We start from the raw sequence: 24,781 nt of genomic DNA on the forward strand, positions 1-24,781 counted from the left end.
GTCGGGCGACGGCGTCGACGCTGGGGCGTGTGTACCGCTCCAGAGAGCGGACGGAGCGTGCCGGGACCGTGCGAGCAGCATCGGGGGGCGGTGCCGTCCCGATCCCCGCATCACCCTGGAGTTCAGGGAGTTGCGGGGATCGGGGGTTTTGGGGTGCTGAAGGCAAGGTTCTTCGAGGCGCTGGACAGGGAGGACGGCAGCATCACCGCTGCCGCTCGCGCAGTCGGAGTGAACCGCAATACGGCGTTCGGATGGGCCCGTCAGGCCGGTGTCTGCGGTCGTGGCAAGCCCGGCACGGCCGGGCATCCCGGTCGGGCGGAGTACGAGCGGCTGCGTGCGGCCGGAGTCCGACGCCGCGACGCCGCCGCGCAGGCCGGCGTCCACGAGCGCACGGCCCAGGACTGGGACCAGGGCATCCGGCAGATCGGCCATTCGCGACTGCACGCTGACGGCCGTCTGATCGACTATAAGACCGGTGTGACCACCATCGGCGCCAGCGCAACCGAGCCGTCCCTCGCGGTGGTCGACGCGCGGCTGCACTCCCGGTTCCTGAACGTGACCGAGCGGGAGACGATCGCTGACATGCACCGGGCCGGCCACTCGCTGCGGGCGATTGGACGGGCTCTGGGGCGACCGGCGTCCACGATCAAGCGGGAGATCGACGCCCGGGCGGTCGACGGCGTCTGCCGGCCGCACCGGGCCCATGGGCCGGGCCGGGAGCCGGTCACGGCCCAAGGACTCCAAGCTCGCCCAGGACGGCCCGCTCCGCCGGTTCGTCGCGGACAAGCTGCGGGAACAGTGGTCACCCGAGCAGACCTGTCACGCTCTGGTCATCGAGTTCCCCGACGACGAGAGCATGCGCGTGAGTCCGGAAACGATCTACCAGGCGATCTACGTCCAGGCCCGTGGCGGCCTGCGCCGCGAAGTCGCGGTCGCACTGCGCAGCGGGCGCACCCGCCGCAAGCCCCGCCGCAGCCCGGAGCAGCGCACCCGCCGGTTCGTCGACGAGATGGTGATGATCTCCGAGCGTCCTGCCGAGGTGGAGGACCGGGCGGTTCCCGGCCACTGGGAAGGCGACCTGATCGTCGGCCCTCGAAGCGACAGCGCGATCGTGACCCTGGTCGAGCGCTCCACCCGCTACGTGATGCTCGGGCATCTGGTCGGCGGGCACACCGCCGAGGAGGTCCGCGACGTGCTGGTGCCGCTGATCCAGACCCTGCCCGAGCACCTGCGCGGCTCGCTGACCTGGGACCAGGGCTGCGAGATGGCCGCGCACGAGCAGTTCACCGTGGCCACGGGAGTACCGGTCTACTTCTGCGATCCTCACTCCCCTTGGCAGCGCGGGTCGAACGAGAACACGAACGGCCTGCTGCGGCAGTACTTCCCCAAGGGCACCGACCTGTCCCTGCACAGCGCCGAAGACCTCGAACACGTCGCCCAGCAACTCAACGGCCGGCCACGCAAAACGCTCGGCTGGAGAACCCCAGCCGAGCGCCTGCGTGATCTACTGACAGCCGCGTAAGCCATCAGGTGTTGCGAGGACCCCGAGAATCCGCCACGGGCGGTCCGGGGCGTAGCCGTCGTATCAGGTCCCCGTCTACGCAGGACCCCCCGTCTGAGCAAGCCGACGGGGGTCCTCACGCATCACGAGCGATCACAGACGCCCCTATGACTGGGGTTCGGTGGATACCGTCCTGACCAGGTTGAAGACCTCTCGGGCGGCATATCGCTTGAGGCATCGGATGATCTCACGTCGGGTCTTGCCCTCCTGGGTGCGGCGTTCGTAGTACGCCTGGGTGCGGGGGTCGAAGCGCAGCCGGGTGAAGACGATGCGGTGCAGGGCGGCGTTGGCTTGCCGGTCGCCGCCGTGGCTGAGCCGGCGCGAGCTCCGACGGCCGGAGGAGTACTCGACGGGACTGACTCCACACAATGCGGCGCAGGACGCCTCGGTGTTCAGCCGCTCGGGGTTGTCTCCCATGGTGATCAGGAGAGTGACGGCGCTGTCCGGGCCGATGCCCACCGGCACGAGTAGCTGCGGGGCGTGGCGCTCGACGAGCCGGGTCAGGCGCTGATTGAGCTCATAGATCTGCCCGGTGAGCTGCTCGATGCGCTGGGCCAGCAGGCTCAGCGTGACGCGGGTGGCCCGGGCCACGACGTCCTCGTCGTCCCCGACATCGGGCACAACACCAACCGGCCCTTGTGTCGAACCGTCAGGGCCGCCAACGAGAGTCGCCCCTGCGGCTGCCGAGCCCTGGCCTGCCGCAGCACCGATCTCACTACCTGCCGACTCCGTCGCCGTCCGTGCCGCGCGTACCGAGTCCTTCGGTGTCCGACACGCACCAAAATCCACTCCCCCTTTCGTTGTCACGTCCTCGATAGCCGGTAACTTCCTCCACGAGTCCGGGTTCCACCCGGCAGGTCAGGCGCAGACCGTCAAGGTCCGGGACGGACGGACCCAGGTGCGGGCAGGCGCTGTGATCGGCGCGGGCACGACGGTCGCCGGATACATCGAGGTCAGGTGGCGGACGAGGACGCCGCGCTGTCCTGGGCCGAGCGGGTGCCGACGGCTCGCTACGGGCAGGTCGAGGTCCGCCGGATCGTCGAGTACTAGGCAGCCCAGTTTCTGACCGGTCACGGATGCAGCGATGAGTCTGCCCGGATCGGAGAGTCTTACCACCGTTGTCGACAACACAGGAGGAACGCATGGCTCAGCTACTGAAAGTTCAGAACTTCACCGTCTCGAGTGACGGATTCGGGGCCGGTGAGGGCCAGAGTCTTGAGCGTCCTTTCGGCCACGCCGATCCCGGGAAGCTGGTCGCCTGGGCCGGCGCCACGGCGAGCTGGCCCGGGCGCGCCGACCCCGGTGGCAGCCGTGGCCTCGACGACTACTTCACGCGGGACTACGCGCGCAATATCGGCGCCGAGATCATGGGCCGCAACAAGTTCGGTCCCCAGCGCGGCCCCTGGCAGGACCACGAGTGGCAGGGCTGGTGGGGTGACGAACCTCCGTTCCACACCCCGGTGTTCGTCATGACCCACCACAAGCGTCCTTCGTTCACGCTCTCCGACACGACCTTCCACTTCGTCGACGGCGACCCGGCCACGGTCCTCGAACAGGCGCGGGACGCGGCGCAGGGCAAGGACGTCCGGCTCGGCGGCGGGGCCACCACCATCCGGCAGTTCCTCGACGGCGACCTCGTCGACACCCTGCACGTGGCGGTCTCACCGCTGAAGCTCGACTCCGGGGCACGCCTCTGGGAGTCACCCGACGAGCTGCTCGACCGCTTCCACCTCGATGTCGTACCCAGCCCGAGCGGCGTGACTCACCACCTGTTCTGGCGGAAGTGATTCGCTCGGTCAAGCCTCAATCGAGGAGTCCGGCGTGATGGGCGAGGATGGCCGCCTGGACGCGATTGGTACAGGTGAGCTTGGTGAGGATCCGGCTGACATGGGTCTTCACCGTCGCCTCGCTCATCCCGAGGGCGGCGGCGATGTCGGTGTTGGACAACCCGCCGCCCAGCTCCGCGAGCACCTCGCCCTCCTTCGCCGTCAGCACCTGGATTCGTTCGCGGGCCTCCGTCCTGCGACGGTCGTCCCGCGTATCGCGCGCGTCGTCGGCCGCGAAGTGCCGCAGCAGTAGCCGGGTCACCCGGGGCGCGAGCATCGCGTCGCCGCGCGCGGCGCTGCGCACCCCGGTGATCATCTCCTCCGCCGATGCGTCCTTGAGCAGAAAGCCCACAGCGCCGTTGCGGATCGCCGCGCGTACGTATTCATCCAGGTCGAAGGTGGTGAGGACCACGACGCGTGGGGCGGAGGCAGCCTGTGTGATCCGCTCGGTGGCGGTCAGCCCGTCGGCCCCCGGCATCCGGATGTCCATCAGGACCACGTCGGGCCGCAGGGCCGCGGCCATGCGCTGAGCGGCGGCGCCGTCGGCGGCCTCGCCCACCACCGTCAGATCGGGTGCGGACTCCATGATGGTGCGCAGCATCGAGCGCACCATCCACTCGTCGTCCACGATCAGCACGCGCGTCGGGTCGCTCCCGCTCATCGGACTGCCTCCGGCCTGAGCGCATTCGGGTCGAGCGGGACCTGCGCGGAGATCTCGAATCCGCCCTCCGAGGTCGGCCGGGCTTCCAGGGTGCCGCCCAGGAGCCGGATCCGCTCGGCGATGCCGAGCAGTCCGTGGCCACCGCCCGGCAGTCCGTGCTCGGGTCCGGCGGCGCCCTGCTCATTGGTCACCGCCAGGTGCAGCCGCTGCGGCGTGCAGGAGATCCGGACGCGGGTCCTGGCCCGTCCCGCGTGCTTGCGGACGTTGCTCAGGGCCTCTTGGACGACGCGGTAGACGGCGTGCTCGATCAGGGCGGGCAGACCCGCGGGCACCGCTCCATTGGGATCGGCCGTCTCCAGGGTGACCGGAGTGCCCGCACGGCGCGAGGCATCGACCAACGCTTCCAGGTCGGCCAGACCGGGCTGCGGCGCGGTCGGCGCCGCCTCGTCGGCGCGCAGCACACCCACCAGCGAGCGGAGTTCGGTCAGTGCCTCGCGTCCGATGGCGCCGATCTGCCGGCCGATGGTGACGGCGTTGTCGCCGTGGGTCGCCTCCAGTGCTGTGGCATGCAGCACGATCAGCGACACCCTGTGGGTGACGACATCGTGCATGTCGCGGGCGATCTGGGCGCGCTCGTCGCTGCGTGCCCGCTCCACCCGCTGCTGCTGCTCACGCTCGGCGCGGTCCGCCCGCTCGCCCAGCCCCACCAGCAACTCGCGGCGCGTTCCCGCGTACAGCCCGATCAGTGCCGGTACGACACCGATCACCAGGCCCATGGGGGCGCTGGCATCGGGGCCGCCCATCCGCCAGACCGGGACGATCACCACCGCCAGGACGGCGGTGGTGGCGACCGCCGACTTGCGCCAGGAGGCCGTCCGTTCCGCCAGCGTGAACTGGGCGAGCATCACCACGATCCAGGCCGACAGGACCACAAAGGCGGCAAGTGCGGCGACCAACAGCAGCTCAGGACGGCGTTGTCGCTGCCAGACCGCAGCGCCGACCAGCAGGCCAAGGCCGGCGGCCAGCCACAGGGGCGGCTGCCCGCCGGGATGGTCGACATACGCGAAGTTCGCCGAACCACCGTCCCGGGTAGCCGTGCTGACGGCCACGGCCACTGCGACCAGCACCTCGATGACCGGGTGGAAGCGTCTGACGGCCGCCGCGTACCGGGGACTTCGTTCCATGACGCACGACCCTAACCGGGCCGCGAACCGGGAAGGGTCAGCCTTTCGTCGTAGGCGGACGGGTGCGGCCTGCACCTTTCCGCCGATCGGCGGGCGGGGAATGGCCGATGTCCGGGAGGTGCCGCCCGGACGACGCTGCGGGCATGACCCACACGAATCCCCATAGCCCCGCACGGCCCACGGAGCCCGGCCCGATTACCGGCCTGAACGGCGCCCCGCGTCGGCGGTACAGCGGTGCGTCGCGGGCGGCGCAAGGCGTCTTTGCCCTCTTCTGCCTGGCCGCAGCTGTCGTACTGTACGTCCGCCCGGAGCCCGCGTTCCCCGTGCTCCAGACCGCCGGAGTGATCGGGTATCTGCTGGCGGCGCCGCTGGTGGCCGTCGCCGGATGGGCGCTGGGACAGCCGGCGTCCGGGGCCCGTGCCCGCCGGACGCTGATCGTCTTTCACCTTGCCTTCGTCCCATTGCAGTTCCTCTTCAGCTTCGGCAACTACGAACCGCTGGGAGGGATGCTCGCCTCGGCGGTGCTTGCCGTGCTGATGAAGCCGCGCTTCGGGCAGTTGGGGCGCCGGGCGCGCAAGGTCTGGCTGATGCTGCACATCGGTTTCAGCGTCAGCTGGCTGGGCCTTTCGCTGGCGATGGCGGTCATGTCCGTCGTGGGGCTGACCGCCGACGGACGCGGAACGCGGAGTGCCGCGTACGACATCATGCACCTGTTCGACCTCGCACTGGTCATCCCGAGCATGGCGCTGGCCCTGATCACCGGTGTCGTCGTCTCCGTGGGCACGCCGTGGGGGTTGGTCCGGCACTGGTGGGTGCTGCTGAAGTTCGTGATCGCCCTGAGCCTGCCGCTGTTCGCGGCCTTCTTCGAGCACAAGTGGATCAAGGAGCTCCGGGCTCTCGGCCCTTCCCAGGAGCCCGGCCGCACGGGCCTCACCCTGACGGTCTGCCTGGTTGTCTTCACGGTTCTGCTGTGGACCGCGGTGTTCCTCTCCGTCTTCAAGCCCGGCGGCAGGACCCACTGGGGTCGCCGGGCCGCGGCGGCGCGATCCACGGACCTGCGTCCGAAGCGGGTGCCCGCAGCGCAGACGCCGATGACCGTGGCCGCCGTCCGCCGAGCCGCCGAGCAGGTCGTGGAACTGGAGCTGCGGCGCCCGGAGGGCGGGGAGTTGCCGGCCTGGCAGCCGGGGGCCCATGTCGACCTGGTCCTGCCGTCGGGGACGGTACGCCAGTACTCGCTGTGCGGTGATCCCGAGCGGCGGGATGTCTACCGGATCGCGGTACTGCGCGAACCGCGTGGCCGCGGCGGCTCGGTCGAGGCGCACACCCTTGCACCCGGTACGGCTGTCGCGGTGCGCGGCCCCCGCAACCACTTCCCCCTCGCCGATGCCCCGTCCTATCTGTTCCTGGCGGGCGGCGTCGGCATCGCACCGCTCCTGCCGATGATCCGCCGGTTGGAGTGCCGGGGCGTCGATTGGCGGCTGGTCTACCGGGGTGGATCACGGCGGGCCATGGCCTACGCCGACGACCTCCTGCGCGACCACCCGGACCGGGTCCTGGTGTCGGCCTCGGACACAGATCCACGCCCCGACCTTGCCGGGCTCCTGGCCGGCGCGCCGCGTGGCGTCGCGGTGTACTGCTGCGGGCCCGCCCCGCTGATGGACGCGGTCGCGGCGGCCATGCCCTCGGCCTGCCCTCGAGGGCGACTGCACCTGGAGCGCTTCGCCGCTTCCGCGCGGTCCGGTGCGGGATCGGACACGCCCTTCGAGGCCGAGCTCGCCCGCAGCGGCAGGGTCGTTCCGGTGCCCGCGGGCACCAGCCTGCTGACCGCCCTCCAGGAGGCCGAGCCCACACTGGACTTCTCCTGCGAGGACGGGCTCTGCGGCAGCTGCGCGACCCGGGTGCTCGACGGTGTGCCCGACCACCGTGACCACGTCCTCCAGCCCCATGAGCGCGCCCGCAGGGACGTCATCCACCCGTGCGTGTCGCGGGCGCACGGCCCCCGGATCGTCCTGGATCTGTGAAGCCCGCCGCCGCCCTTCGGCACATGTCAGGCCGCTGCCACCACAGCCCCCTTCGCACGACGAACCACACACGATTCGACGACATCCGCAGCAACCCTGGGAGTACGACGTGAACCGCCGCATCAGCCGACGCACCCTGTTGAAAGCCGGAGGGCGCACCGTGGCCGTCGCAGCGGCGGCCGCCGGCGGGGTGGTGGGATGGATGTACACGACGGCAGACATCGACACCGCCGGAGAGGTCGAGTTCACCAACCGCCTCGCCATCCCGCCGCTGGACACCGGCCGCCGCGACTCCTCGGGCCGACGGGTGTTCAACCTGCGCGCGGCCAAAGGGGAACACCGCCTGCGCCCCGGTCGTACGACCGAGACCTGGGGGCTCAACGCCCCCTACCTCGGGCCGACCCTGCGGGCCGCCCGCGGCGACACAGTGGTGGTGAACCTGCGCAACGACCTGCCCGAGACGACGAGCCTGCACTGGCACGGAATGCACCTGCCCGCGCGAATGGACGGCGGCCCGCACCAGGCCGTCGAACCAGGCAAAACCTGGTCCCCGACCTGGACCGTCGACCAGCCGGCTGCCACCCTCTGGTACCACCCCCATCCGCACGAGCAGACCGCCCGGCACGTCTACCGCGGCATGGCGGGCATGTTCATCATCGACGAGGCCGACGCCGGCGCCGAGCCGGATGCCGCCCGAGGTGCCCTGCCGAACCGCTACGGCGTGGACGACATCCCCGTCATCGTGCAGGACAAGCGCCTTGACGGCGACAACCAGCTCGATGAGAGCGCACCCCGGATGAGCGGCGTGGGTATCCTCGGTGACCTGATCTGCGTCAACGGCACCACCGCGCCGTACCACCGGGTCACGACCGAGCGGATCCGGCTGCGGCTGCTCAACGCCTCCAACGCCCGCTTCTACCGGTTCGGCTTTGCCGACGACCGGCCGTTCGCACTCGTCGGTACCGACGGCGGGCTGCTGCCCACCCCGCACGAGACGCGGCGCATCCAGCTCTCCCCGGCCGAGCGCGCCGAGATCGTGGTCACTCTGGAGCCCGGTGAGCGGGCCGTCCTGCGTAGCTTTCCCCCGGACCTCGATCTGAACTTCTGGGACCGCCGCTTCAACGGCTGTGACGACACCCTGGACATCCTCCAGCTGCGGGCCGCGCCCCGCCTGGCGCCCTCACCCAAGCTGCCGCAGCGGCTTGCCGAGGCACCCGCACTGGCCGCCAAGAGCACGAAAGTTGACCGCACGTTCGAGCTGTCGGGCTTTTCCGTCAACGGCAAGAGCATGAACATGAGACGCATCGACTTCACCGCTCCACGGGACACCACCGAGGTCTGGGAGGTCACCGCCAGCGACGCGGTACAGCACAACTTCCATGTCCACGATGTCCAGTTCCAGGTCCTGTCCGTCGGCGGAAAGCAGCCGCCGCCTGAACTCGGCGGCTGGAAGGACACCATCCACACCCCACCCGGCGTGCCGATCCGCCTCGCCCTGCGGTTCCGCGACCACAGCGACCCCAGGTTCCCGTACATGTACCACTGCCATGTGCTGTACCACGAGGACCAGGGCCTGATGGGCCAGTTCGTGGTGGTCGCCCCTGGCCAGAAGCCCGACAGAGTCGGCGGTGGACCCAGCCACAACCATGGCCACTCCTGAGGACCGCCACCATGATGAGCTCCAACGCCGCACACTCGATCTGCGTATCCTCGTTGGACTTCTAGGTTTCGATGTCATCGAGTAGACCGGACTGTGCCAGGCGGTAGGCGAGTTGGGCCCGGCTGCGGCTGCCGAGCTGGTCCGAGACGGCTTTGACGTGGTTGGCGACGGTGCGTGTGCTCATCCCGAGCCGCGCCGCGATGGCCCGGTCGGTGTGCCCGTCCACCATGAGGCGCAGCACGGTGCGGCGCTTCCTGTCGGTCAGTGGCGCGGGGCGGGACTGGGGCGTGCCGAAAGTCACCGGGTCGGCTCGGTCCCAGGCGTGGTCGAAGACCCGGGCAAGGTACCTGACGATCCCGGGATGTTCGATGAGCAGCGCGTTCTCCCGTTGGTCCACGCGCGGATCGGGGATGAACGCGATCGTCCGGTCATAGATGACGAGGCGGTCGAAGAGTTCGTCCACGGTGCGGATCTGGCCGCCGACCGCGGTCAGTTGCTCCATGTAGGCGAGTGTGGGGGCGTCGGACCGGGCCGAGTGCTGGTACAGGGTCCGCCGCCGGACCCCCCGGCCGATCATGTCGAACTCCCAGGGCAGGACAGTGGCCAGCACGGCCTGTGGGCGGGCGCCGCCGGGCTGCAGGGTGAGTGCCTCTTCGCGGCAGTTGTCGGCTGCTTCCCGCAGCGCCGCGTAGATGGTGGTCTGACCCTGCAACAGGCGTCCGGAGGCGGCGGTCCGCTGCCGTACCTCGTCGTAGATCCGCTCGGCCTCGGCGAAGGAGTCCTGGATGCGCAGCAGGGTCTGCTGCTGGTCGAGGATCTCCTGCTGAACGGGCCGGGTGTGATGGGATGCGGCGATGTCCGGCGGCACCGGAGCGTGCGCAGTGGGATCGTCCGCTATCGGCCGCACGAGGCCGGTCCGGGTGAGGCATTCCGGGATCTCACCCAAGATTCGACCTCGCGTCACCGCCTCGCGGTAGCGAGCGATCCCGAGGCCACATAGTCGTGTGCCGGCGTTCTGTCGGTTTCCATCCGGCTTTCCGCACATGAGTCCCCCGTTCATGTTCGTGCACTGCTGAATCTTGAAGGGTGCCGGGCCCGCGCCGACATCGCAATCGCCTGCATGATCGGTCGTGCCGCCGGGTGACACGATCGCTGTCACGCGAGAACGGTTGGTTGCGGCAGGACCGTGGCGGAGAAGGGCTGCTTGGGCAGGGCCTGACAACAACGAGGGGAACCATGAAAGTGAATGTGCGACGTCTATTGCCCGTGCCGCGTTCGTCCGCGTCCAGGAAGGCCGTATCGCTCGCTCTGGTCGGCGCGGGCGTCGTCGGCGCCACGGTGCTGACCGTCACCCCGGCGTCCGCGCTGAGCTGGAAGTGCGATTCCAGCTCCCGCACCATCGACGACGCGTCGTACTCCGGTCCCGCGGGCGACAACTGGGACTTCACGGTCAAGAACTGCGTGGCCCGGTCCGGCGGTTATGTCTACTCCAAGGCCAAGGTGACCTGGGACGCGCCTCCGTGGTACGCCGGAACCGACCTGTCAAACACCTTCGACAGCGCGTACTTCCGACTGTACGTCAAGCACGCGGACGCCGGTGCGGACACCGTCCTGGGCAAAAAGACCTTCTACATCCAGGACAACCTGGCCGCCATGAACGGCGCCGGCAACGGCTCATGGACCACGTCGACGGCCAAGAAGTACGTGGGCGGCAAGAGCGCCTACGCCGATGGCGCGCTCAAGCTCAACTGGAACAACGACGGCAAGGGCCTTCGCCACTACGGCTTCAGCGGCACCCGATCGGTCTGACGCCTCACCGGCATTGCCGCTCAGCCGTCTCTGAACACCGTGGGTTCAGTGCGCCGTTCCGGCCGGTGAAGCCACACCGATCTGCCCGCCGACCACGAGCGCGGCGGGCAGATCGGAGCACGACCGATGATTTCCCGCGTGGTCCAGAGTCAATGAACCGTAACCGCAAGGCGGTGACGGGACCCGCAACAGCTAACCAGGAGATCTTGAGATGCGTACGTTGATCAGCACCGCTTTCGTCTCGCTCGACGGTGTCGTGGAGGCCCCGGGCGGCGAGCCCGGCTACCGCAACTCCGGCTGGACCTTCAAGGACATCGAGTTCGTCCTGGAGGCCTTCGAGATCAAGGGCCGGGAGCAGCAGGAGGCCACGGCGATGCTGTTCGGCCGGACCAGCTATGAGGCGTTCAGCCCGGTCTGGCCGGGCATGGAGGAGTTCGCCCACTACAAGGACATGCCGAAGTACGTCGTCTCCACCAGCCTCACCGAGGACGCCCTGGTCTCGGGCTGGGGGGAGAACACCATCCTGCGCTCCCTCGACGAAGTGGCCGCGCTGAAGAAGACCGAGGGCGGGCCGATCATCATGCACGGCAGCGCCACCCTGAACCGGAACCTCTCCGACGCCGGTCTGATCGACCGCTACCACCTGCTCGTCTTCCCGCTGCTGCTCGGCGCCGGCAAGCGGCTGTTCAGCGACACGGACAAGGACACCCAGCAGCTGAAGCTCGTCGAGCACGAGGCGTACGCCAACGGCCTGCAGAAGAACGTCTTCGACGTCATCCACTGACAGGCTCCCGCGCTCGCCCTGCTGTCGAGCGGGGTCTGGTGCGTGCAGACGCAAGCCGGAGGAGCGAGTCGACGCGAAGCGTCGGCGACCGCCGACAGCGCCGGAGAGGGCCCCGGTCCTTTAGACCTTGGGGCAGCGCCTGCCAGGGCACGCGGCTGCGGCAAGATCCGCCGGACAGACCCCAAGGGACACTGATGAATCGGCCATCAACCTCTGCGGTGCCGCCGGAGGATTGGGCACCCGCTTGGGTAGCTGGCCACCCCGCTCTAACTGGCCTGACAAAGCCGTTGGACGTGGCGGTGGGTGATCAGGCAGACGGCGAGGCCGAGGAAGGCTTCGTGGGTGTCGTCGCGTCGTTCCCAGCGGATGCGCAGGCGGCGGAAGCCGTGCAGCCAGGAGATCGTGCGCTCGACGACATGGCGGAAGATGCCCGGGCCGGTGCCGCGTGGCTGGCCCCGCTCCGCGATGACGGGGCGGATCCCGCACTGCCAGAGCAGACGACGGTACGTGTCGTGGTCGTAGCCACGGTCGGCCCGGAGGGCATCCGGCCGTCGGCGCGGTGTTCCGACTCGGCCCGCGGTGGCCGGGATCTTGTCGAGGAGCGGCAGGAGTTGAGTCACGTCATTGCGGTTTCCGCCGGTCAGCGACACCGCGAGCGGGATGCCCTGCACGTCGACGATGAGGTGGTGCTTGCTGCCCGGCCGTGCGCGGTCGACCGGGCTGGGCCCGCTTTTGGGCCCCTGCGAGCGGCCGGGAGCCTGGAGGGAGCATCCAAGGCGTTTGGATGCTCACGGGCACAGGGCTACAGCCTGGTTCGCCAGGGGAAGTTTCCGTGCCGTGTGCTGCGCATCGGCCGTCGTACACGTGTCGTCACCGCCTCCTTGCTCCGCGTACTCGAAAGCGGCGAGCCGGAGTACAGCGGTGCCCACGCCGGACGCTGAACGCCATCGCAAGCCGCCGCACGACGACCCCCGCCGGAGTAAACCGGGGGGCGTCGTCTTCACGCTCTCACACAGCTCTCACCGACTGAGCGGACTCCCCCGCATGTGAGGTTCTGACCTGGTATTAAGCCCTTGCGCTGGATCAGCTGGACGCCTCTGGACGGTCCCTACGACTTGTGCCATGTGGTACCGAGCGACGGCCCGAGGACCTGGACCGGAGCGTCTTCTGGCCCGTCAACGCGGTATTGCAGGGTGTTCGGTGGTGTCTCACTCACGCCCCGGACCCTCTCACGTATCACGGAAGCCCCGTGGCGGGGGCTCGCAGGAAGGCGGACCGCATCATGCCACGAGAGCCCGAACCTCCCAGGTCACGTCGCCTTTCAGGGCATCCTTCTACGCCCGGTGGGCGGTAGTTCGCAGATCCGCTTTCAGGTCAGAGAGGCGGTGCAGACCCCTCGACGAAGCGGGCAAGCTCCTCTGCGGCACCGCGTGGCAGGCCGGCGACCGAGGCCTCCGGCAATGTCGTGATGACGGTCCGCAGCCGCGCGCCGGACTCCGGCAGCAGGGCCCAGGCCGAGGCAGGGGCACTGGCGGCGGCGAGCAGCAGGTCGCCCTCGTAGAAGTAGGTGTCGAGCAGCGGCTCCTCGATCAGCAGGCGCACAGCGAGTGGGAGGACGTAGGGCAGTGCCACCTGCTGTGAAATGAGGGTGCGCAGGTCTGCCGGACCGAGTTCGCCCAAGGGAACACACCGAAGTCGATGCACGGTGCGCACCAAACGGGTCGCATCAGCGGCAGGAGGCGCCCACCGGGGTGGGTCCAACTCGTCGAGCGTGCGGTCGAGATGCAGCAGATGGTCCATGCGATTCATTCTCACCGGACCGCTGCGTACCCTCAGGCCGGACAAGTGGAATACCTCGCGTGCCACGTATCGCTTGAGGCAGCTGACGACCTGTAGCCGAAAGCCACCTGCGCGTACGGCAGTTACCAGTCCGAATGATCAAGTACGAGGACGCGTTCGGGCCCGGGATCAGGGATCGAGCTAGGGTGCTCCCATGCTCGACGACGTGACCATTCGGAAGGCCACAGCGGATCTACTCTCCGCGCCCCGGTCCCTCAGTCGCTCGGCTACCACCCTGCCCACGACCGCAGGGGTGTACGCCTGGTGGGCGCCGCCCGAGGTCCTGGCTTCCTTCCCCGGACCGGTCAACTCCGGTGATGCCGGACGCCGACTGCTCTACCTGGGCAAGGCCGGCCGACTGCGGTCCCGCGTCGTGTCAAACCATCTGAGGGACTCGGGACGGTCCACCCTGCGCCGGACCCTGGCCGGACTCCTCATGCCAACCGAGGGCTATGGCACTACCTGGACCGATCGTGTCGTCCTGTTCCCCGAGGACGAGCAGCGCCTCACCCACTGGATGCATCAACACCTCACCCTCACCTGGAGTGAGCACGCCGACCCCGTCCCAGTGGAGAAGGAACTGATCTCCCGTCTGCACCCGCCGCTGAATGTCGACGGAGCGGAGCCTGGCGACAGTCGGGACAGCGTCAAACAGGCACGAGCCTTCTACTACGCCAGTGCCGGCCCGCGTCCGGACAGGTAGCCGGCATTCGTGAGCGGCGGCCCTCAGCGGCCTCCTCGACGCTCCTCTGCCACCTCATTCCTTGTCCTCTGCTCATCGCCACCTGCCTGCTGGCCCTGACGCATCCTGGCGATGACGCCGAGCACGCGCAGGACGCCGATGTCCTCACCCCCCTCGCCCGTAGCCACCTTGTCGCGGAGTGGGACCGACTGATCGCCCAGCAATATGCCTGCGACAACCGGGCCGCTGCCGTTCGGGCTCGTTGGTGTCCTCGTCCCAGTAGATCTCCGGGTCGGTTCGATCAGCGAGCAGCCGTGGGGAGCCCGGCCGGAGCCTCGCCGGCGGCAAGTTGGCCGGATCCCGTGCGACCCGAGAGCCGCACGGGCGTCAGGGAACGGTGATGGGGCCTGAACCGCCCGTCGCGCTCCAGCGAAGTGGCGCAATGTCGCTGATTGGGCAGATAAACCGCATTCTATTGTTGATCACTTCTTCGAGGTAATAAGTCTGGGTTCTCCGGGCGTTGCGGCTCAACTGGTCGTTACGGTCCTCCGGGACCTGCGCGGAGCCGTGACCACGCCGTTCCTCCCCGTTCGCCATTCGGCGCACCCGTGTGCGCCGGCCGTCGCCTGTCGCGAAGGAGAACCCCCCTCGATGACCATCGACAGCAGTCCGGAAGTCCAGACCGCACCGGTGCCTTCCCAGCAGTCCCTGGGCACCGCCGCCGCCCGCAATCTCGCCACCACCACCAAGTCCGCCCCGCAGATGCAGGAGATCACCTCCCGCTGGCTGCTGCGCATGCTCCCCTGGGTCGAGACCAGGGGCGGCGCCTACCGGGTCAACCGCCGGCTGCGCCACACCGTCGGCGACGGGCGCATCGAGTTCGTCCAGGAGGGCGCCGCGGTCCGGGTGATCCCCCGCGAACTCGGTGAGTTGTCCCTGCTGCGCGGCTTCGAGGACCTCGACGCGCTCACCGCCCTCGCCGGCCGCTGCACGCAGCGCGACTTCGCGGCGGGCGAGGTCCTCGTCGAGCGCGGCGCCCCGGCCGACCGGATCCACATGATCGCCCACGGTCGCGTCCGCCAGACCTCCGACGGCAAGTACGGCGGGGAGATCGCCATCGCGGTGCTCGCGGACGGCGACCGCTTCGGGGAGAACGCCCTCCTGGACGCCGACGCCCGGTACGACTGCACGGCCACCGCGGAGACCTCCGGCACGCTCCTGACCCTCTCCCGTGCCGACTTCGCCGCCGTACAGGCTGCCGCGCCGAGTCTCCAGAACCACATCGAGGAGTTCAGCTCGCTCGCGCGGCAGCGGCAGAACAAGCACGGCGAGGCCGAGATCGCCATGTCGGCGGGCCACGTCGGCGAGGCCGAACTGCCGGGCGCCTTCGTCGACTACGAGCTTAAGCCGCGCGAGTACGAACTCTCCGTCGCGCAGACCGTCCTGAAGGTCCACACCCGCGTCGCCGACCTCTACAACGGCCCGATGAACCAGACGGAGGAGCAGCTCCGGCTCACCGTCGAGGCGCTGCACGAGCGCCAGGAGTACGAGCTCGTCAACAACCGCGAGTTCGGCCTGCTGCACAACGCCGACTTCAAGCAGCGGATCCAGCCGCACTCCGGGGCGCCGACCCCGGACGACATGGACGAGCTGCTCTGCCGCCGCCGCGGCACCAAGCTCTTCCTCGCCCACCCGAGGACGATCGCCGCGATCGGCCGCGGGTTCAACGCGTGCGGCCTCTACCCCGACCACGTCGACCTGGGCGGGCAGTCCGTCCCGGCCTGGCGCGGTGTCCCGATCCTGCCCTGCAACAAGATCCCGATCAGCAAGGAGCAGACCAGCTCCATCATCGCGATGCGCACCGGCGAGGAGAACCAGGGGGTCGTCGGCCTGCGGCAGACCGGTCTGCCGGACGAGTACGAGCCGGGGCTCTCCGTGCGCTACATGGGCATCAGCGAGCAGGCGATCCTCTCGTACCTCGTCACCACGTACTACTCCGCCGCGGTGCTCGTCCCCGATGCGCTCGGCGTGCTGGAGAACGTGCAGATCGCCCGTAGGCGCGACTAGGGCCTCTCGTTCGGATCTTGCCGGGCTCGCGTGCCCCGGCACCGCACCTCGCTGCGTTGTCGTCAGTCGCCTACTCCCCCGTAGCCCTTCGGGCACGGGAGGTGCCCCCACCGCGTGGACTCTCCCCCTGCCTTCGGCGTTGGGGGACCCCCATCCTCCGCCTTCCGAGGCGTCCCCTCGGCCCTGGCGGGCCTGGGGAGACCCCATGCACCAGACCCCGCTCACCGATCCGGCCTGATCCAAACGAAAGACCCTAGGGAACCTGCTGACGGCCCCGGCCGGCCCGGATCCGTCCCGTCCGGCGGACCCGGCGCGGATCCGGAACGGCCCCACCCACGCAGCAAGGAGCTACGGAATGCCCGACCCTGGACCCTTCCCTCAGCAGTCGAGGCCGCCCGCCGCCGCGGCCCGCGCCGGTGTCCCCGTTCCCGCCGGGGCCGCCACCCGCTCCACGGCGCCCGTCCCTGAGCCCGCGCAGTTACCGGCGGCGACGGTGCCCGACGCGCCCGCGCCGGCGGCTCCCGGCCTGTCGGCCGCGCCGCATCCGCCGATCGTCCTGGCGGCCTCTTCCGTCCCGGCGACCGTCTCCGTCGTCCCGGCGGCCCGTTCGGTCCCGGCGGCCCCTTCCGTCCCGGCGACCGTCTCCGCCGTCCCGGCGGTGCCCGCCGCGGACTCCGCCCTCCACCGGGTCCTGCGCGGACCGGGCGGCCTGGGCACGGCGTCGCTCTCCCTGGCCCGCCAACCGGACCAGGTGCTCCCGGAGCCCGCGCCGCCCGCCGAGGGCCGGGCCGTGCCGGGCCTCTACCACCACCCCGTACCGGAGCCCGATCCCGTACGGGTGGAGGAGGTCAGCCGCCGCATCAAGCGCTGGGCCGAGGACGAGGTCCAGCTCTACCCCGAGGACTGGGAGGGCCAGTTCGACGGCTTCTCCGTCGGCCGCTACATGGCCGCCTGCCACCCGGACGCCCCCACGGTCGACCATCTGATGCTCGCCACCCGGCTGATGGTCGCGGAGAACGCCGTCGACGACTGCTACTGCGAGGACCACGGAGGCTCACCCGTCGGTCTCGGCGGCCGTCTCCTCCTCGCGCACACCGCGCTCGACCGGCTCCACACCACCTCGGAGTACGAGCCGGCGTGGGCGGAGTCCCTCGGCGCGGACGCCCCGCGGCGCGCGTACCGCAGCGCGATGGACCACTTCGTACGGGCCGCGACGCCCTCCCAGGCGGACCGCTACCGGCACGACATGGCCCGGCTGCACCTGGGGTATCTGGCCGAGGCCGCCTGGGCCGAGACGGATCACGTCCCGGAGGTGTGGGAGTACCTGGCCATGCGCCAGTTCAACAACTTCCGTCCCTGCCCCACCATCACCGACACCGTGGGCGGCTACGAGCTGCCGGCGGACCTGCACGCCCGGCCGGAGATGCAGCGGGTCATCGCCCTCGCCGGGAACGCGACCACCATCGTCAACGACCTCTACTCGTACACCAAGGAGCTCGACAGCCCCGGCCGGCATCTGAACCTCCCGGTGGTGCTCGCGGAACGCGAGGAGCTTTCCGAGCGCGACGCGTACCTGAAGGCGGTCGAGGTCCACAACGAGCTCATGCACGCCTTCGAGGCCTCCGCGGCCGGCCTGGCCGCCGACTGTCCCCTGCCCGCCGTGGCGCGCTTCCTCAAGGGCGTGGCCGCGTGGGTCGACGGCAACCACTACTGGCACCGCACCAACACCTACCGCTACAGCCTGCCCGACTTCTGGTAAGGAATGGACATCTCTGTGACCACCGAACTGAACCCCACCGCCACCCCGATGATCCCGGCCCCGGCGACGCCCTACCAGCGGGACATCGCCCGTTACTGGAACAGCGAGGCCAGGCCGGTGAACCTGCGCCTCGGTGACGTGGACGGGCTCTACCACCACCACTACGGCGTCGGCGCCGTCGACCACGACGCGCTCGGCGACCCCGAGGACAGCGCGTACGAGAAGCGGCTGATCGCCGAGCTGCACCGCCTCGAGTCGGCCCAGACCGACGTCCTCCTGGACCACCTCGGACCGATCACGGCCGACGACACCCTCGTCGACGCCGGCTGCGGGCGCGGCGGGTCCATGGTCATGGCCCATCAGCGCTTCGGCTGCAAGGTGGAGGGCGTCACCCTCTCCTCGTCACAGGCCGACTTCGGCAACGGGCGCGCGCGGGACCTCCGCATCCGGGACCACGTCCGCGCGCACGTCTGCAACATGCTCGACACGCCGTTCGAGAACGGCAGCATCGCCGCCTCGTGGAACAACGAGTCGACCATGTACGTCGACCTGCACGACCTGCTCGCCGAGCACTCCCGCTTCCTCAAGGTCGGCGGCCGGTACGTGACGATCACCGGCTGCTGGAACCCCCGCTACGGCCAGCCGTCGAAGTGGGTCTCCCAGATCAACGCCCACTTCGAGTGCAACATCCACTCCCGCCGCGAATACCTGCGCGCCATGGCCGACAACCGCCTCGTACCGCAGGCCGTCATCGACCTCACCCCCGACACGCTGCCCTACTGGAAGCTGCGGGCCACGTCCTCCCTGGTCACCGGGATCGAGGAAGCGTTCATCAAGTCGTACGAGGACGGCTCGTTCCAGTACGTCCTGATCGCGGCGGACCGCGTCTGACCCCGCCGTGCCGCTCGGCCGGCGGTTCAACGACCGCCGGCCCCCGCGGGCCTACGGGTTGGCCGTCGAGACGACGTAGACCCAGGGCCGGTCCGGGTTGGTCAGGTCGACCGTGATGTCCTGGCTCGGGCGGGGGTCCTTCTGGGTGTGCACGGTGCCCGCCCAGGCGTGGTCCTCGAGGCCGAAGTTCCAGCCGACGACCCCGGCGTCGCGGTCGCCGATGGTGACCCTGCCCGGTTCCAGGGCCGCGCGGCTCGTGCCGACGCCCTTCAGGAAGGCGTCGAGGCCCTTGTCGGAGGTGCGGAACTGGACGTACAGCCGGCTGGTCTTCCAGTTGCTGGTCTCGTAGTACGCGACCCGTGTGGAGCCTTCGGGGATCGGCACCTCGAAGATGCGGCGCTTCATCAGGGAGGGCCAGAAGTCGCGCAGGCCGTTCGCGGCGGACTCCGCCGCCTTGTCGCGGCCGCTCGCGCGGCTCTGCTCGGCGGAGATCACCAGATACCCGGCCGGGATGCCGATGAGCAGCACGATGACGATCGCGGTGATCCAGCGGCGCACGATCATGTGGCGCCGGCCCTCGGGGGGCGGGGTCTGCGGTGTCGGCCGGCGGGTGGTCAGCGTTGTCATGAGGGAGGTTCCTGGGTGAGGCGTGCGGAGCTCGGACTGCGCAGGGCCTGCGCGTAGCGCTCGTAGCGCTCATGGCGTTCGACGCGGCGGCGGTTGGTGCGGCGGAAGCGGCGCGCCACCAGCCGGGCGAGGTCGGCCGCGCCGACCATACCGGCTTCGGGGCCGAGCTGGGCCTTGGCGATCCGCGCCTCGGGACGGTAGCCACGGCCGGTCAGCTGGCGGCGGAAGGCGTCCCTGGCCGGGCCGATCAGCAGGTCGTCGGCGGCGCTGACGCCGCCGCCGATGACGAAGCACGACGGGTCGAGGGCGGCGGCGAGGTTGGCGATGCCGACGCCGAGCCACTGCCCGATGTCCTGGAACAGCTCGACGCACATCGCGTCGCCCTCGCGGGCCAGTTCGGTGATCAGCGGCCCGGTGATGTCGGCGACGTTGCCGCCGACCCGGTCGATGATGCTGTACGCGACCGGGGAGTCGGCGGCGGCCAGTTCGCGGGCCTCGCGGACCAGGGCGTTGCCCGAGCTGTACTGCTCCCAGCAGCCGCGGTTGCCGCATGGGCAGCGGTGGCCGCCGGGCACGACCTGCATATGGCCGAATTCGCCGGCGACGCCGAACTTGCCGCGCTTGACCTGCCCGTCCTCGAGGATCGCGCCGCCGATCCCGGTGCCGAGCGTGATCATCACGAGGTGGTCCTCGCCGCGTCCCGCGCCGAAGCGCCACTCCGCCCAGGCGGCGGTGTTGGCGTCGTTGTCGACCAGGACGGGGACGGCGAGCCGGGCGGTGAGCGCGTCGCGCAGGGGCTCGTTGCGCCAGGCGAGATGGGGGGCGAAGAGGACCGTGGAGCGGTCGGCGTCGACCCAGCCGGCCGCGCCGATACCGACGGCGTGCACGTCGTGGCGGTCGGAGAGGTCGAGGACCAGCTCGCAGATGGTGTCCTCGACGACCTTGGGGCTCTTGGACTTGTCGGGGGTCTCGGTGCGGATCTTCTCCAGGATGATCCCGTCGGCGTCGACGACGCCCGCCATCACCTTCGTGCCGCCGATGTCGATACCGACCGTGGGGACGCGCGGCGCGGTGAGGTGCGAGCGCCGCTCCCGGGTGCCGATCGTCTTGAGGACGGTGGCGCGTGCGGTGCCTCGGTTCGTGAAGTCGCGGTACGTACTCAAGTCGTCCCTGCGGGTCGTGGTGGCCGGTCCGGCTCCTCGGCGGGGTGGGGTCCGGGGCGGGTGGGGGTCCGCCCCCTCGATGCTAGTAGGCGGGCGGCCGCTCCCCCGAACCGCGCGTCAGCCGCCGGCCCGGTCGCCGCCGGCCGGGTGGCCGCCGAGGTGGGTCGGCTCGGGGGCGCGCTCCAGTTCGTGGCGCAGGTCCTCCAGCTCGCTGCCGCCCGCCATCTGCCGGGTGAGTTCGTCGAGTGTGACGGTCTGCTTGGTGTGGCTCGCGGCCATGACGCCGCGCTTGAGCAGTACGAAACGGTCGCCGACGAGATAGGCGTGGTGCGGGTTGTGGGTGATGAGAACCACTCCGAGGCCGGCGTCACGGGCGGCGGCCACATACTTCAGGACGACGCCGGACTGCTTGACGCCCAGCGCGGCGGTCGGCTCGTCCAGCACCAGGACCTTGGCACCGAAGTAGACGGCGCGGGCGATCGCCACGCACTGCCGCTCGCCGCCGGACAGGGTCCCGATCGGCTGGTCGACGTCGCGCAGGTCGATGCCCATCCGCAGCAGTTCGGAGCGGGTGGTCTCGCGCATCGTCTCGACGTCGAGGCGCTTGAAGGGCCCGCTGCCCCTGGTCGGTTCGGAGCCGAGGAAGAAGTTCCGCCACACCGGCATCAGCGGTACGACGGCGAGGTCCTGGTAGACCGTGGCGATGCCGCGGTCCAGCGCCTCGCGCGGGCTGGCGAGCGAGGTCTCCTCGCCCTCGATGCGCAGCACACCGGCGTCGTGGCGGTGCAGCCCCGCGATGATCTTGATCAGGGTGGACTTGCCCGCGCCGTTGTCCCCGAGGACGCAGGTGATCTCACCGGCGCGGCACTCCAGCGAGACGCCTTCGAGGGCCCGGATGTTGCCGTAGTACTTGCTTACGTCGTCGAGCTCGACAAGGGCACTCATCAGGTGGTCGCCTCCGCACGCTTGCGTACCCATGCGTTGAGCAGGGTGGCCAGGAGGAGCATCGCTCCGAGGAAGAACTTGAACCAGTCCGGGTTCCACTCCGCGTAGACGATGCCCTTGCTGGTCATGCCGAAGATCAGCGCGCCGACCGCGGAGCCGATCGCCGAGCCGTAGCCGCCGGTGATCAGACAGCCGCCGATGACCGCCGCGATGATGTACGTCAGCTCGTTGCCGACGCCCTCGCCGGACTGCACCACGTCGAACGAGAAGAGCAGATGCTGCCCGGAGACCCAGGCGGCGAAGGCGACGCCCATGTACAGCAGGATCTTGGTCCGCTTGACGGGGACGCCCACCGCGCGGGCCGCGTCGGCGCCGCCGCCCACCGCGAAGATCCAGTTGCCGAAACGGGTCCGCAGCAGGATCCAGGTGGCGAGCGCGATCAGGGCGAACCACCACACGATGGTCGCCTTGACGGTCGTGCCGGCCACGGTGAACTCGCCGAAGACGCTCGCCGCCGACCCGAAGCCCTCCATGTCGCCGATCGCCCTGGTGGAGACCGTGCCGCTGATCAGCTTGGTCAGACCGAGGTTGAGGCCCGTCAGCATCAGGAACGTGCCGAGCGTGATGATGAAGCTGGGCAGTCTGGTGCGGGTCAGCACGAAGCCGTTGAAGGCGCCGAGCCCGAGCGTGAGCACCAGCGAGACGAGCGCGCCGACCCAGACGTTGGCGGTGAACTGGTAGCTGAGCATCGAGGAGATCAGCGCGGAGCTGGTCACCATGACACCGGCGGAGAGGTCGAACTCGCCGCCGATCATCAGCAGGGCGACGGGCACGGCCATGATGCCGAGCGTCGACGCCGCGTACAGCACGGTGGCGAGGCTGGACGCCTGGAGGAAGGCGTCCGCGACGATCGAGAAGAAGAGGAAGACGGCCACCGCGCCGACGACCGAGCCCAGCTCCGGCCGGCCCATCAGCTTGCGCAGCGGCGAGGTACCGAGCAGCCGCTCGTCCTGCTTCTGCGGTGTCCTGTCGGGTGTCGCTGTTGGTGCGGCCTGGCTCATCGGGTCCCCCGCTCCGTGTATTCCTGCAGCTCGGCGGCGTCCTTCTCGGTGATGATCTGCGGTCCGGTCAGGACCGGGCGGCCGCCGCCGAGCACGTCGGCGTTGTACCGGTACAGCCACAGCAGGTCGACGGCCTGGTAGCCCTGGAGATACGGCTGCTGGTCGACGGCGAAGCCGAGCGAGCCCTGCCGCAGTGCGTCCGCCACCTGCGCGTTGAGGTCGAAGGTGTCGATCTCTGCCGTGGACCCGGCGCTCTCCTTGGCCCGCACGGCCGCGTCGGCGAAGGGCGCGCCGAGGGTGACGACCGCGTCGATGGACCGGTCGGTCTGCAGCTTCGCCTCGATGGACGCCTGGACGTCGGGCATGTTGGTGCCGTCGACGTGCAGGTTCTGCAGCGTGCCGTCGAAGGTCTTCCTGGCGCCGGCGCAGCGCTGCTCGTGGCCGACGTTGCCCTGTTCGTGCAGGACGCACAGGGCCTTCTTCTTGCCGCGGGCGTCGAGCTCGTCGCCGACGGCCTCGCCGGCGACGGTCTCGTCCTGGCCGATGTGGGTGAGCGCGCCGTACGCCTTGGACTGCTCGGAGCCGGAGTTCACCGTGATCACGGGGATGCCGGCCTTGCGGGCCTTGGCGACGACGGCCTTCATGGCGTCGGGCTTGGCGAGGGTGACGATCAGGCCGTCGACCTTCTTGGAGATGTACGAGTCGACGAGCTGCGCCTGCTGCTGTCCCTCGTCGCTGTGGGCGTAGAGGAAGTTGATGTTGTCCTTGGCCGCGGCCTGCTCGGCGCCGCTCTGCACGATGTCCCAGAACGTGTCGCCGTCGCCCGAGTGCGTGACCATGGCGAAGGTCCAGCGGGGGGTGTTCACCGCGGCCTTCCCGGCCGCCGCCTCTGCCTTGCGGGCGTCCTCCGCGCGCTTGCCGCCGGTGCTGCTGCATCCCACGAGGGAGACTCCGAGCACCGCCGCCAGCACCGCGCCCAGCGCGCGTACCCCTGTCCTTGCCCTTGCCACGGTGTGGTGCCCTTCTTGCCGTACTCGCTGTGCCGACTGCCGCGGCCGGCTCCGGGTCGGACCTGGCCGGCCGCCGCCCAAGTATCGGTCATCGCTGGTCGCGGGGTGTGCGGAGGGGGCGGCAGCGGCGGGCGGGCGGCGGCGGGGGCCGTACGGAGCGCGTTCACCGGGTACCGGCAGCCGTGAGCTTCTCGAGCGCCGGGACGTCCTTCTCGGTGACCAGCGCCGGGCCGGTGAGGACCGGCTTGCCGCCGCCGATCACGTTGCCGTTGACCTTGTTGAGCCACAGCTCGTCGACGGCGAGGTAGCCCTGGAGGTAGGGCTGCTGGTCGACGGCGAAGGTGATCTCCTTGGCCTTCAGCCGCTTCACCACCTCCGCGTTGAGGTCGAACGTGCTGATCTCCGCCGTCGACCCGGCGCCCTGCTTGGCCTTGACCGACGCGGCGGCGAACGGCGCGCCCAGGGTGACGACGGCGTCGATGTCCTTGGCGCTCTGCAGCTTCGCCTCGATGGAGGAGGTCGTGGCGGGCATGTTGGTGCCCTCGACGTTGAGGTTCTCGACCGTGCCGCCGAAGGTCTTCTTCACACCGGCGCAGCGCGCCTCGAGGGAGACGTTGCCCTGTTCGTGGATGACGCAGAGCGCCTTCTTCTTCCCCTGCTCGCCGAGCTCCTCGCCGACGGCCTCGCCGGCCACCGACTCGTCCTGGCCGATGTGGCTGAGCGCGCCGAGCCCCTGGGAGAACTCGGCCCCGGAGTTGATGGTGACGACGGGGATACCGGCCGCGACGGCCTTCTTCACCACCGCGCTGACGGCTTCCGGCTTGGCGAGGGTGACGATGATCCCGTCGACCTTCTGGTCGATGTACGTCTGGATGAGCTGCGCCTGCTCCTTGCCCTCCGGGTGCGCCGCGTAGAGGAAGTCGACGTTGTCCTTGCGGGCGGCGACCTTAGCGCCGGACTGGACGATGTCCCAGAAGGTGTCGCCCTGGCCCGAGTGCGTCACCATGGCGATCTTCATCCGGGGCGTCTTCGCGGCTTCGCCGCCGGCGCCGTCCCCGGCCGGCTTCTCGTCGGCGCCCTTGCCGCCGGAGCTGCTGCATCCGGCGACGACGGCCAGGGCACATGCGGCGAGCAGGGCTGCTGCCGTGCGGGTGGTACGCATCGTGGGGTCCGCCTTCTCTCCCGGCCGCCCGGTTGCGGCTGGGTGAGTTTCTACGGCCGCCCCGCGACC

At 69.9% G+C, this 24,781-nt stretch carries 19 protein-coding genes and 3 pseudogenes; 10 read left to right on the forward strand and 12 right to left on the reverse strand.

Features of this window, described 5'->3' with window-relative positions:
* The first annotated feature begins 330 nt into the window (after positions 1-330).
* Positions 331-1,522: pseudogene (locus tag ACWD01_RS09745) on the forward strand (IS30 family transposase).
* A gap of 144 nt (positions 1,523-1,666) precedes the next feature.
* Here ACWD01_RS09745 and ACWD01_RS09750 read toward each other — a convergent pair.
* Positions 1,667-2,161 (reverse strand): annotated as a pseudogene (locus ACWD01_RS09750) (transposase); the annotation flags it as partial.
* 542 nt (positions 2,162-2,703) lie between these two features.
* On the opposite strand from ACWD01_RS09750, the gene ACWD01_RS09755 reads away from it, so the two are divergent.
* Positions 2,704-3,348, forward strand: coding sequence for a dihydrofolate reductase family protein (locus tag ACWD01_RS09755; RefSeq protein ID WP_451159901.1), 645 nt, complete (start codon positions 2,704-2,706; stop codon positions 3,346-3,348).
* 16 nt (positions 3,349-3,364) lie between these two features.
* On the opposite strand, the gene ACWD01_RS09760 is transcribed toward ACWD01_RS09755, so the two are convergent.
* Both ACWD01_RS09760 and ACWD01_RS09765 read right to left on the reverse strand, forming a co-directional pair.
* The gene (locus ACWD01_RS09760) at positions 3,365-4,048 is read right to left on the reverse strand and encodes a response regulator (protein WP_451159903.1); all 684 of its coding nucleotides are present in this window, start codon (positions 4,046-4,048) and stop codon (positions 3,365-3,367) included.
* Complete coding sequence (locus ACWD01_RS09765; RefSeq protein ID WP_451159905.1) at positions 4,045-5,232, reverse strand: sensor histidine kinase; 1,188 nt, start codon at positions 5,230-5,232, stop codon at positions 4,045-4,047. Before ACWD01_RS09765 ends, ACWD01_RS09760 begins: the two co-directional genes overlap by 4 nt.
* A 323-nt stretch (positions 5,233-5,555) precedes the next feature.
* On the opposite strand from ACWD01_RS09765, the gene ACWD01_RS09770 reads away from it, so the two are divergent.
* A complete protein-coding gene (locus ACWD01_RS09770; protein WP_451159907.1) occupies positions 5,556-7,253 on the forward strand; it encodes a 2Fe-2S iron-sulfur cluster-binding protein in 1,698 nt (565 codons plus the stop codon).
* Positions 7,254-7,362: 109 nt separating this feature from the next.
* Complete coding sequence (locus ACWD01_RS09775; protein ID WP_451159909.1) at positions 7,363-8,913, forward strand: multicopper oxidase family protein; 1,551 nt, start codon at positions 7,363-7,365, stop codon at positions 8,911-8,913.
* A 61-nt stretch (positions 8,914-8,974) separates the two neighbouring features.
* Here the strand turns inward: ACWD01_RS09775 and ACWD01_RS09780 are convergent, their stop codons facing one another.
* Entirely contained in the window at positions 8,975-10,072 is a 1,098-nt protein-coding gene (locus tag ACWD01_RS09780) for a LuxR C-terminal-related transcriptional regulator (protein WP_451159911.1), read from the reverse strand.
* A gap of 107 nt (positions 10,073-10,179) precedes the next feature.
* On the opposite strand from ACWD01_RS09780, the gene ACWD01_RS09785 reads away from it, so the two are divergent.
* Positions 10,180-10,722, forward strand: a complete 543-nt coding sequence (locus tag ACWD01_RS09785) for a hypothetical protein (protein WP_451159913.1) — start codon at positions 10,180-10,182, stop codon at positions 10,720-10,722.
* Positions 10,723-10,933: 211 nt separating this feature from the next.
* Complete coding sequence (locus ACWD01_RS09790) at positions 10,934-11,506, forward strand: dihydrofolate reductase family protein (RefSeq protein ID WP_451159915.1); 573 nt, start codon at positions 10,934-10,936, stop codon at positions 11,504-11,506.
* Between the two features lie 266 nt (positions 11,507-11,772).
* On the opposite strand, the pseudogene ACWD01_RS09795 reads toward ACWD01_RS09790, so the two are convergent.
* Together ACWD01_RS09795 and ACWD01_RS09800 are read right to left on the reverse strand one after the other, a co-directional pair.
* Positions 11,773-12,249, reverse strand: a pseudogene (locus ACWD01_RS09795) (IS5 family transposase); the annotation flags it as partial.
* A 631-nt stretch (positions 12,250-12,880) separates the two neighbouring features.
* Entirely contained in the window at positions 12,881-13,306 is a 426-nt protein-coding gene (locus ACWD01_RS09800) for a contact-dependent growth inhibition system immunity protein (protein ID WP_451159917.1), read from the reverse strand.
* Positions 13,307-13,499: 193 nt separating this feature from the next.
* Between ACWD01_RS09800 and ACWD01_RS09805 the strand changes: the two genes are divergently transcribed.
* From ACWD01_RS09805 to ACWD01_RS09820, 4 genes are all read left to right on the forward strand, one after another.
* Positions 13,500-14,048, forward strand: coding sequence for a GIY-YIG nuclease family protein (locus ACWD01_RS09805; protein WP_451159919.1), 549 nt, complete (start codon positions 13,500-13,502; stop codon positions 14,046-14,048).
* Positions 14,049-14,678: 630 nt separating this feature from the next.
* The gene (locus tag ACWD01_RS09810) at positions 14,679-16,094 is read left to right on the forward strand and encodes a family 2B encapsulin nanocompartment shell protein (RefSeq protein ID WP_451159921.1); all 1,416 of its coding nucleotides are present in this window, start codon (positions 14,679-14,681) and stop codon (positions 16,092-16,094) included.
* A 355-nt stretch (positions 16,095-16,449) separates the two neighbouring features.
* Positions 16,450-17,853, forward strand: coding sequence for a family 2 encapsulin nanocompartment cargo protein terpene cyclase (locus tag ACWD01_RS09815; RefSeq protein ID WP_451159923.1), 1,404 nt, complete (start codon positions 16,450-16,452; stop codon positions 17,851-17,853).
* Positions 17,854-17,868: 15 nt separating this feature from the next.
* Entirely contained in the window at positions 17,869-18,744 is an 876-nt protein-coding gene (locus tag ACWD01_RS09820; RefSeq protein ID WP_451159925.1) for a geranyl diphosphate 2-C-methyltransferase, read from the forward strand.
* 51 nt (positions 18,745-18,795) lie between these two features.
* On the opposite strand, the gene ACWD01_RS09825 is transcribed toward ACWD01_RS09820, so the two are convergent.
* From ACWD01_RS09825 to ACWD01_RS09850, 6 genes are all read right to left on the reverse strand, one after another.
* Positions 18,796-19,371: a hypothetical protein gene (locus ACWD01_RS09825; protein WP_451159927.1), complete on the reverse strand. Its 576-nt coding sequence runs from the start codon at positions 19,369-19,371 to the stop codon at positions 18,796-18,798.
* Positions 19,368-20,534, reverse strand: coding sequence for an ROK family glucokinase (locus ACWD01_RS09830; RefSeq protein WP_451159929.1), 1,167 nt, complete (start codon positions 20,532-20,534; stop codon positions 19,368-19,370). Before ACWD01_RS09830 ends, ACWD01_RS09825 begins: the two co-directional genes overlap by 4 nt.
* 117 nt (positions 20,535-20,651) lie before the next feature.
* The gene (locus ACWD01_RS09835) at positions 20,652-21,479 is read right to left on the reverse strand and encodes an ATP-binding cassette domain-containing protein (RefSeq protein ID WP_451159931.1); all 828 of its coding nucleotides are present in this window, start codon (positions 21,477-21,479) and stop codon (positions 20,652-20,654) included.
* Positions 21,479-22,540: an ABC transporter permease gene (locus ACWD01_RS09840; RefSeq protein WP_451159933.1), complete on the reverse strand. Its 1,062-nt coding sequence runs from the start codon at positions 22,538-22,540 to the stop codon at positions 21,479-21,481. The genes ACWD01_RS09835 and ACWD01_RS09840 overlap by 1 nt, the downstream gene beginning before the upstream one ends.
* Entirely contained in the window at positions 22,537-23,550 is a 1,014-nt protein-coding gene (locus ACWD01_RS09845; protein WP_451159935.1) for a sugar ABC transporter substrate-binding protein, read from the reverse strand. The genes ACWD01_RS09840 and ACWD01_RS09845 overlap by 4 nt, the downstream gene beginning before the upstream one ends.
* Positions 23,551-23,713: 163 nt before the next feature.
* Positions 23,714-24,712 carry a sugar ABC transporter substrate-binding protein gene (locus ACWD01_RS09850; protein ID WP_451159937.1) on the reverse strand — a complete coding sequence of 333 codons (999 nt, stop codon included), beginning with the start codon at positions 24,710-24,712 and terminating at the stop codon, positions 23,714-23,716.
* Between the last annotated feature and the right edge of the window lie 69 nt (positions 24,713-24,781).

This window comes from Streptomyces sp. NPDC002835, from assembly GCF_053591995.1.

Bases quoted from the DNA above. Each gene is read 5' to 3' on its own strand.
- ACWD01_RS09755 (WP_451159901.1), top strand. From the start codon at position 2,704: ATGGCTCAGCTACTGAAAGTTCAGAACTTCACCGTCTCGAGTGACGGA.
- ACWD01_RS09760 (WP_451159903.1), bottom strand. From the start codon at position 4,048: ATGAGCGGGAGCGACCCGACGCGCGTGCTGATCGTGGACGACGAGTGG.
- ACWD01_RS09765 (WP_451159905.1), bottom strand. From the start codon at position 5,232: ATGGAACGAAGTCCCCGGTACGCGGCGGCCGTCAGACGCTTCCACCCG.
- ACWD01_RS09790 (WP_451159915.1), top strand. From the start codon at position 10,934: ATGCGTACGTTGATCAGCACCGCTTTCGTCTCGCTCGACGGTGTCGTG.
- ACWD01_RS09800 (WP_451159917.1), bottom strand. From the start codon at position 13,306: ATGGACCATCTGCTGCATCTCGACCGCACGCTCGACGAGTTGGACCCA.
- ACWD01_RS09805 (WP_451159919.1), top strand. From the start codon at position 13,500: ATGCTCGACGACGTGACCATTCGGAAGGCCACAGCGGATCTACTCTCC.
- ACWD01_RS09810 (WP_451159921.1), top strand. From the start codon at position 14,679: ATGACCATCGACAGCAGTCCGGAAGTCCAGACCGCACCGGTGCCTTCC.
- ACWD01_RS09815 (WP_451159923.1), top strand. From the start codon at position 16,450: ATGCCCGACCCTGGACCCTTCCCTCAGCAGTCGAGGCCGCCCGCCGCC.
- ACWD01_RS09825 (WP_451159927.1), bottom strand. From the start codon at position 19,371: ATGACAACGCTGACCACCCGCCGGCCGACACCGCAGACCCCGCCCCCC.
- ACWD01_RS09835 (WP_451159931.1), bottom strand. From the start codon at position 21,479: ATGAGTGCCCTTGTCGAGCTCGACGACGTAAGCAAGTACTACGGCAAC.
- ACWD01_RS09840 (WP_451159933.1), bottom strand. From the start codon at position 22,540: ATGAGCCAGGCCGCACCAACAGCGACACCCGACAGGACACCGCAGAAG.
- ACWD01_RS09850 (WP_451159937.1), bottom strand. From the start codon at position 24,712: ATGCGTACCACCCGCACGGCAGCAGCCCTGCTCGCCGCATGTGCCCTG.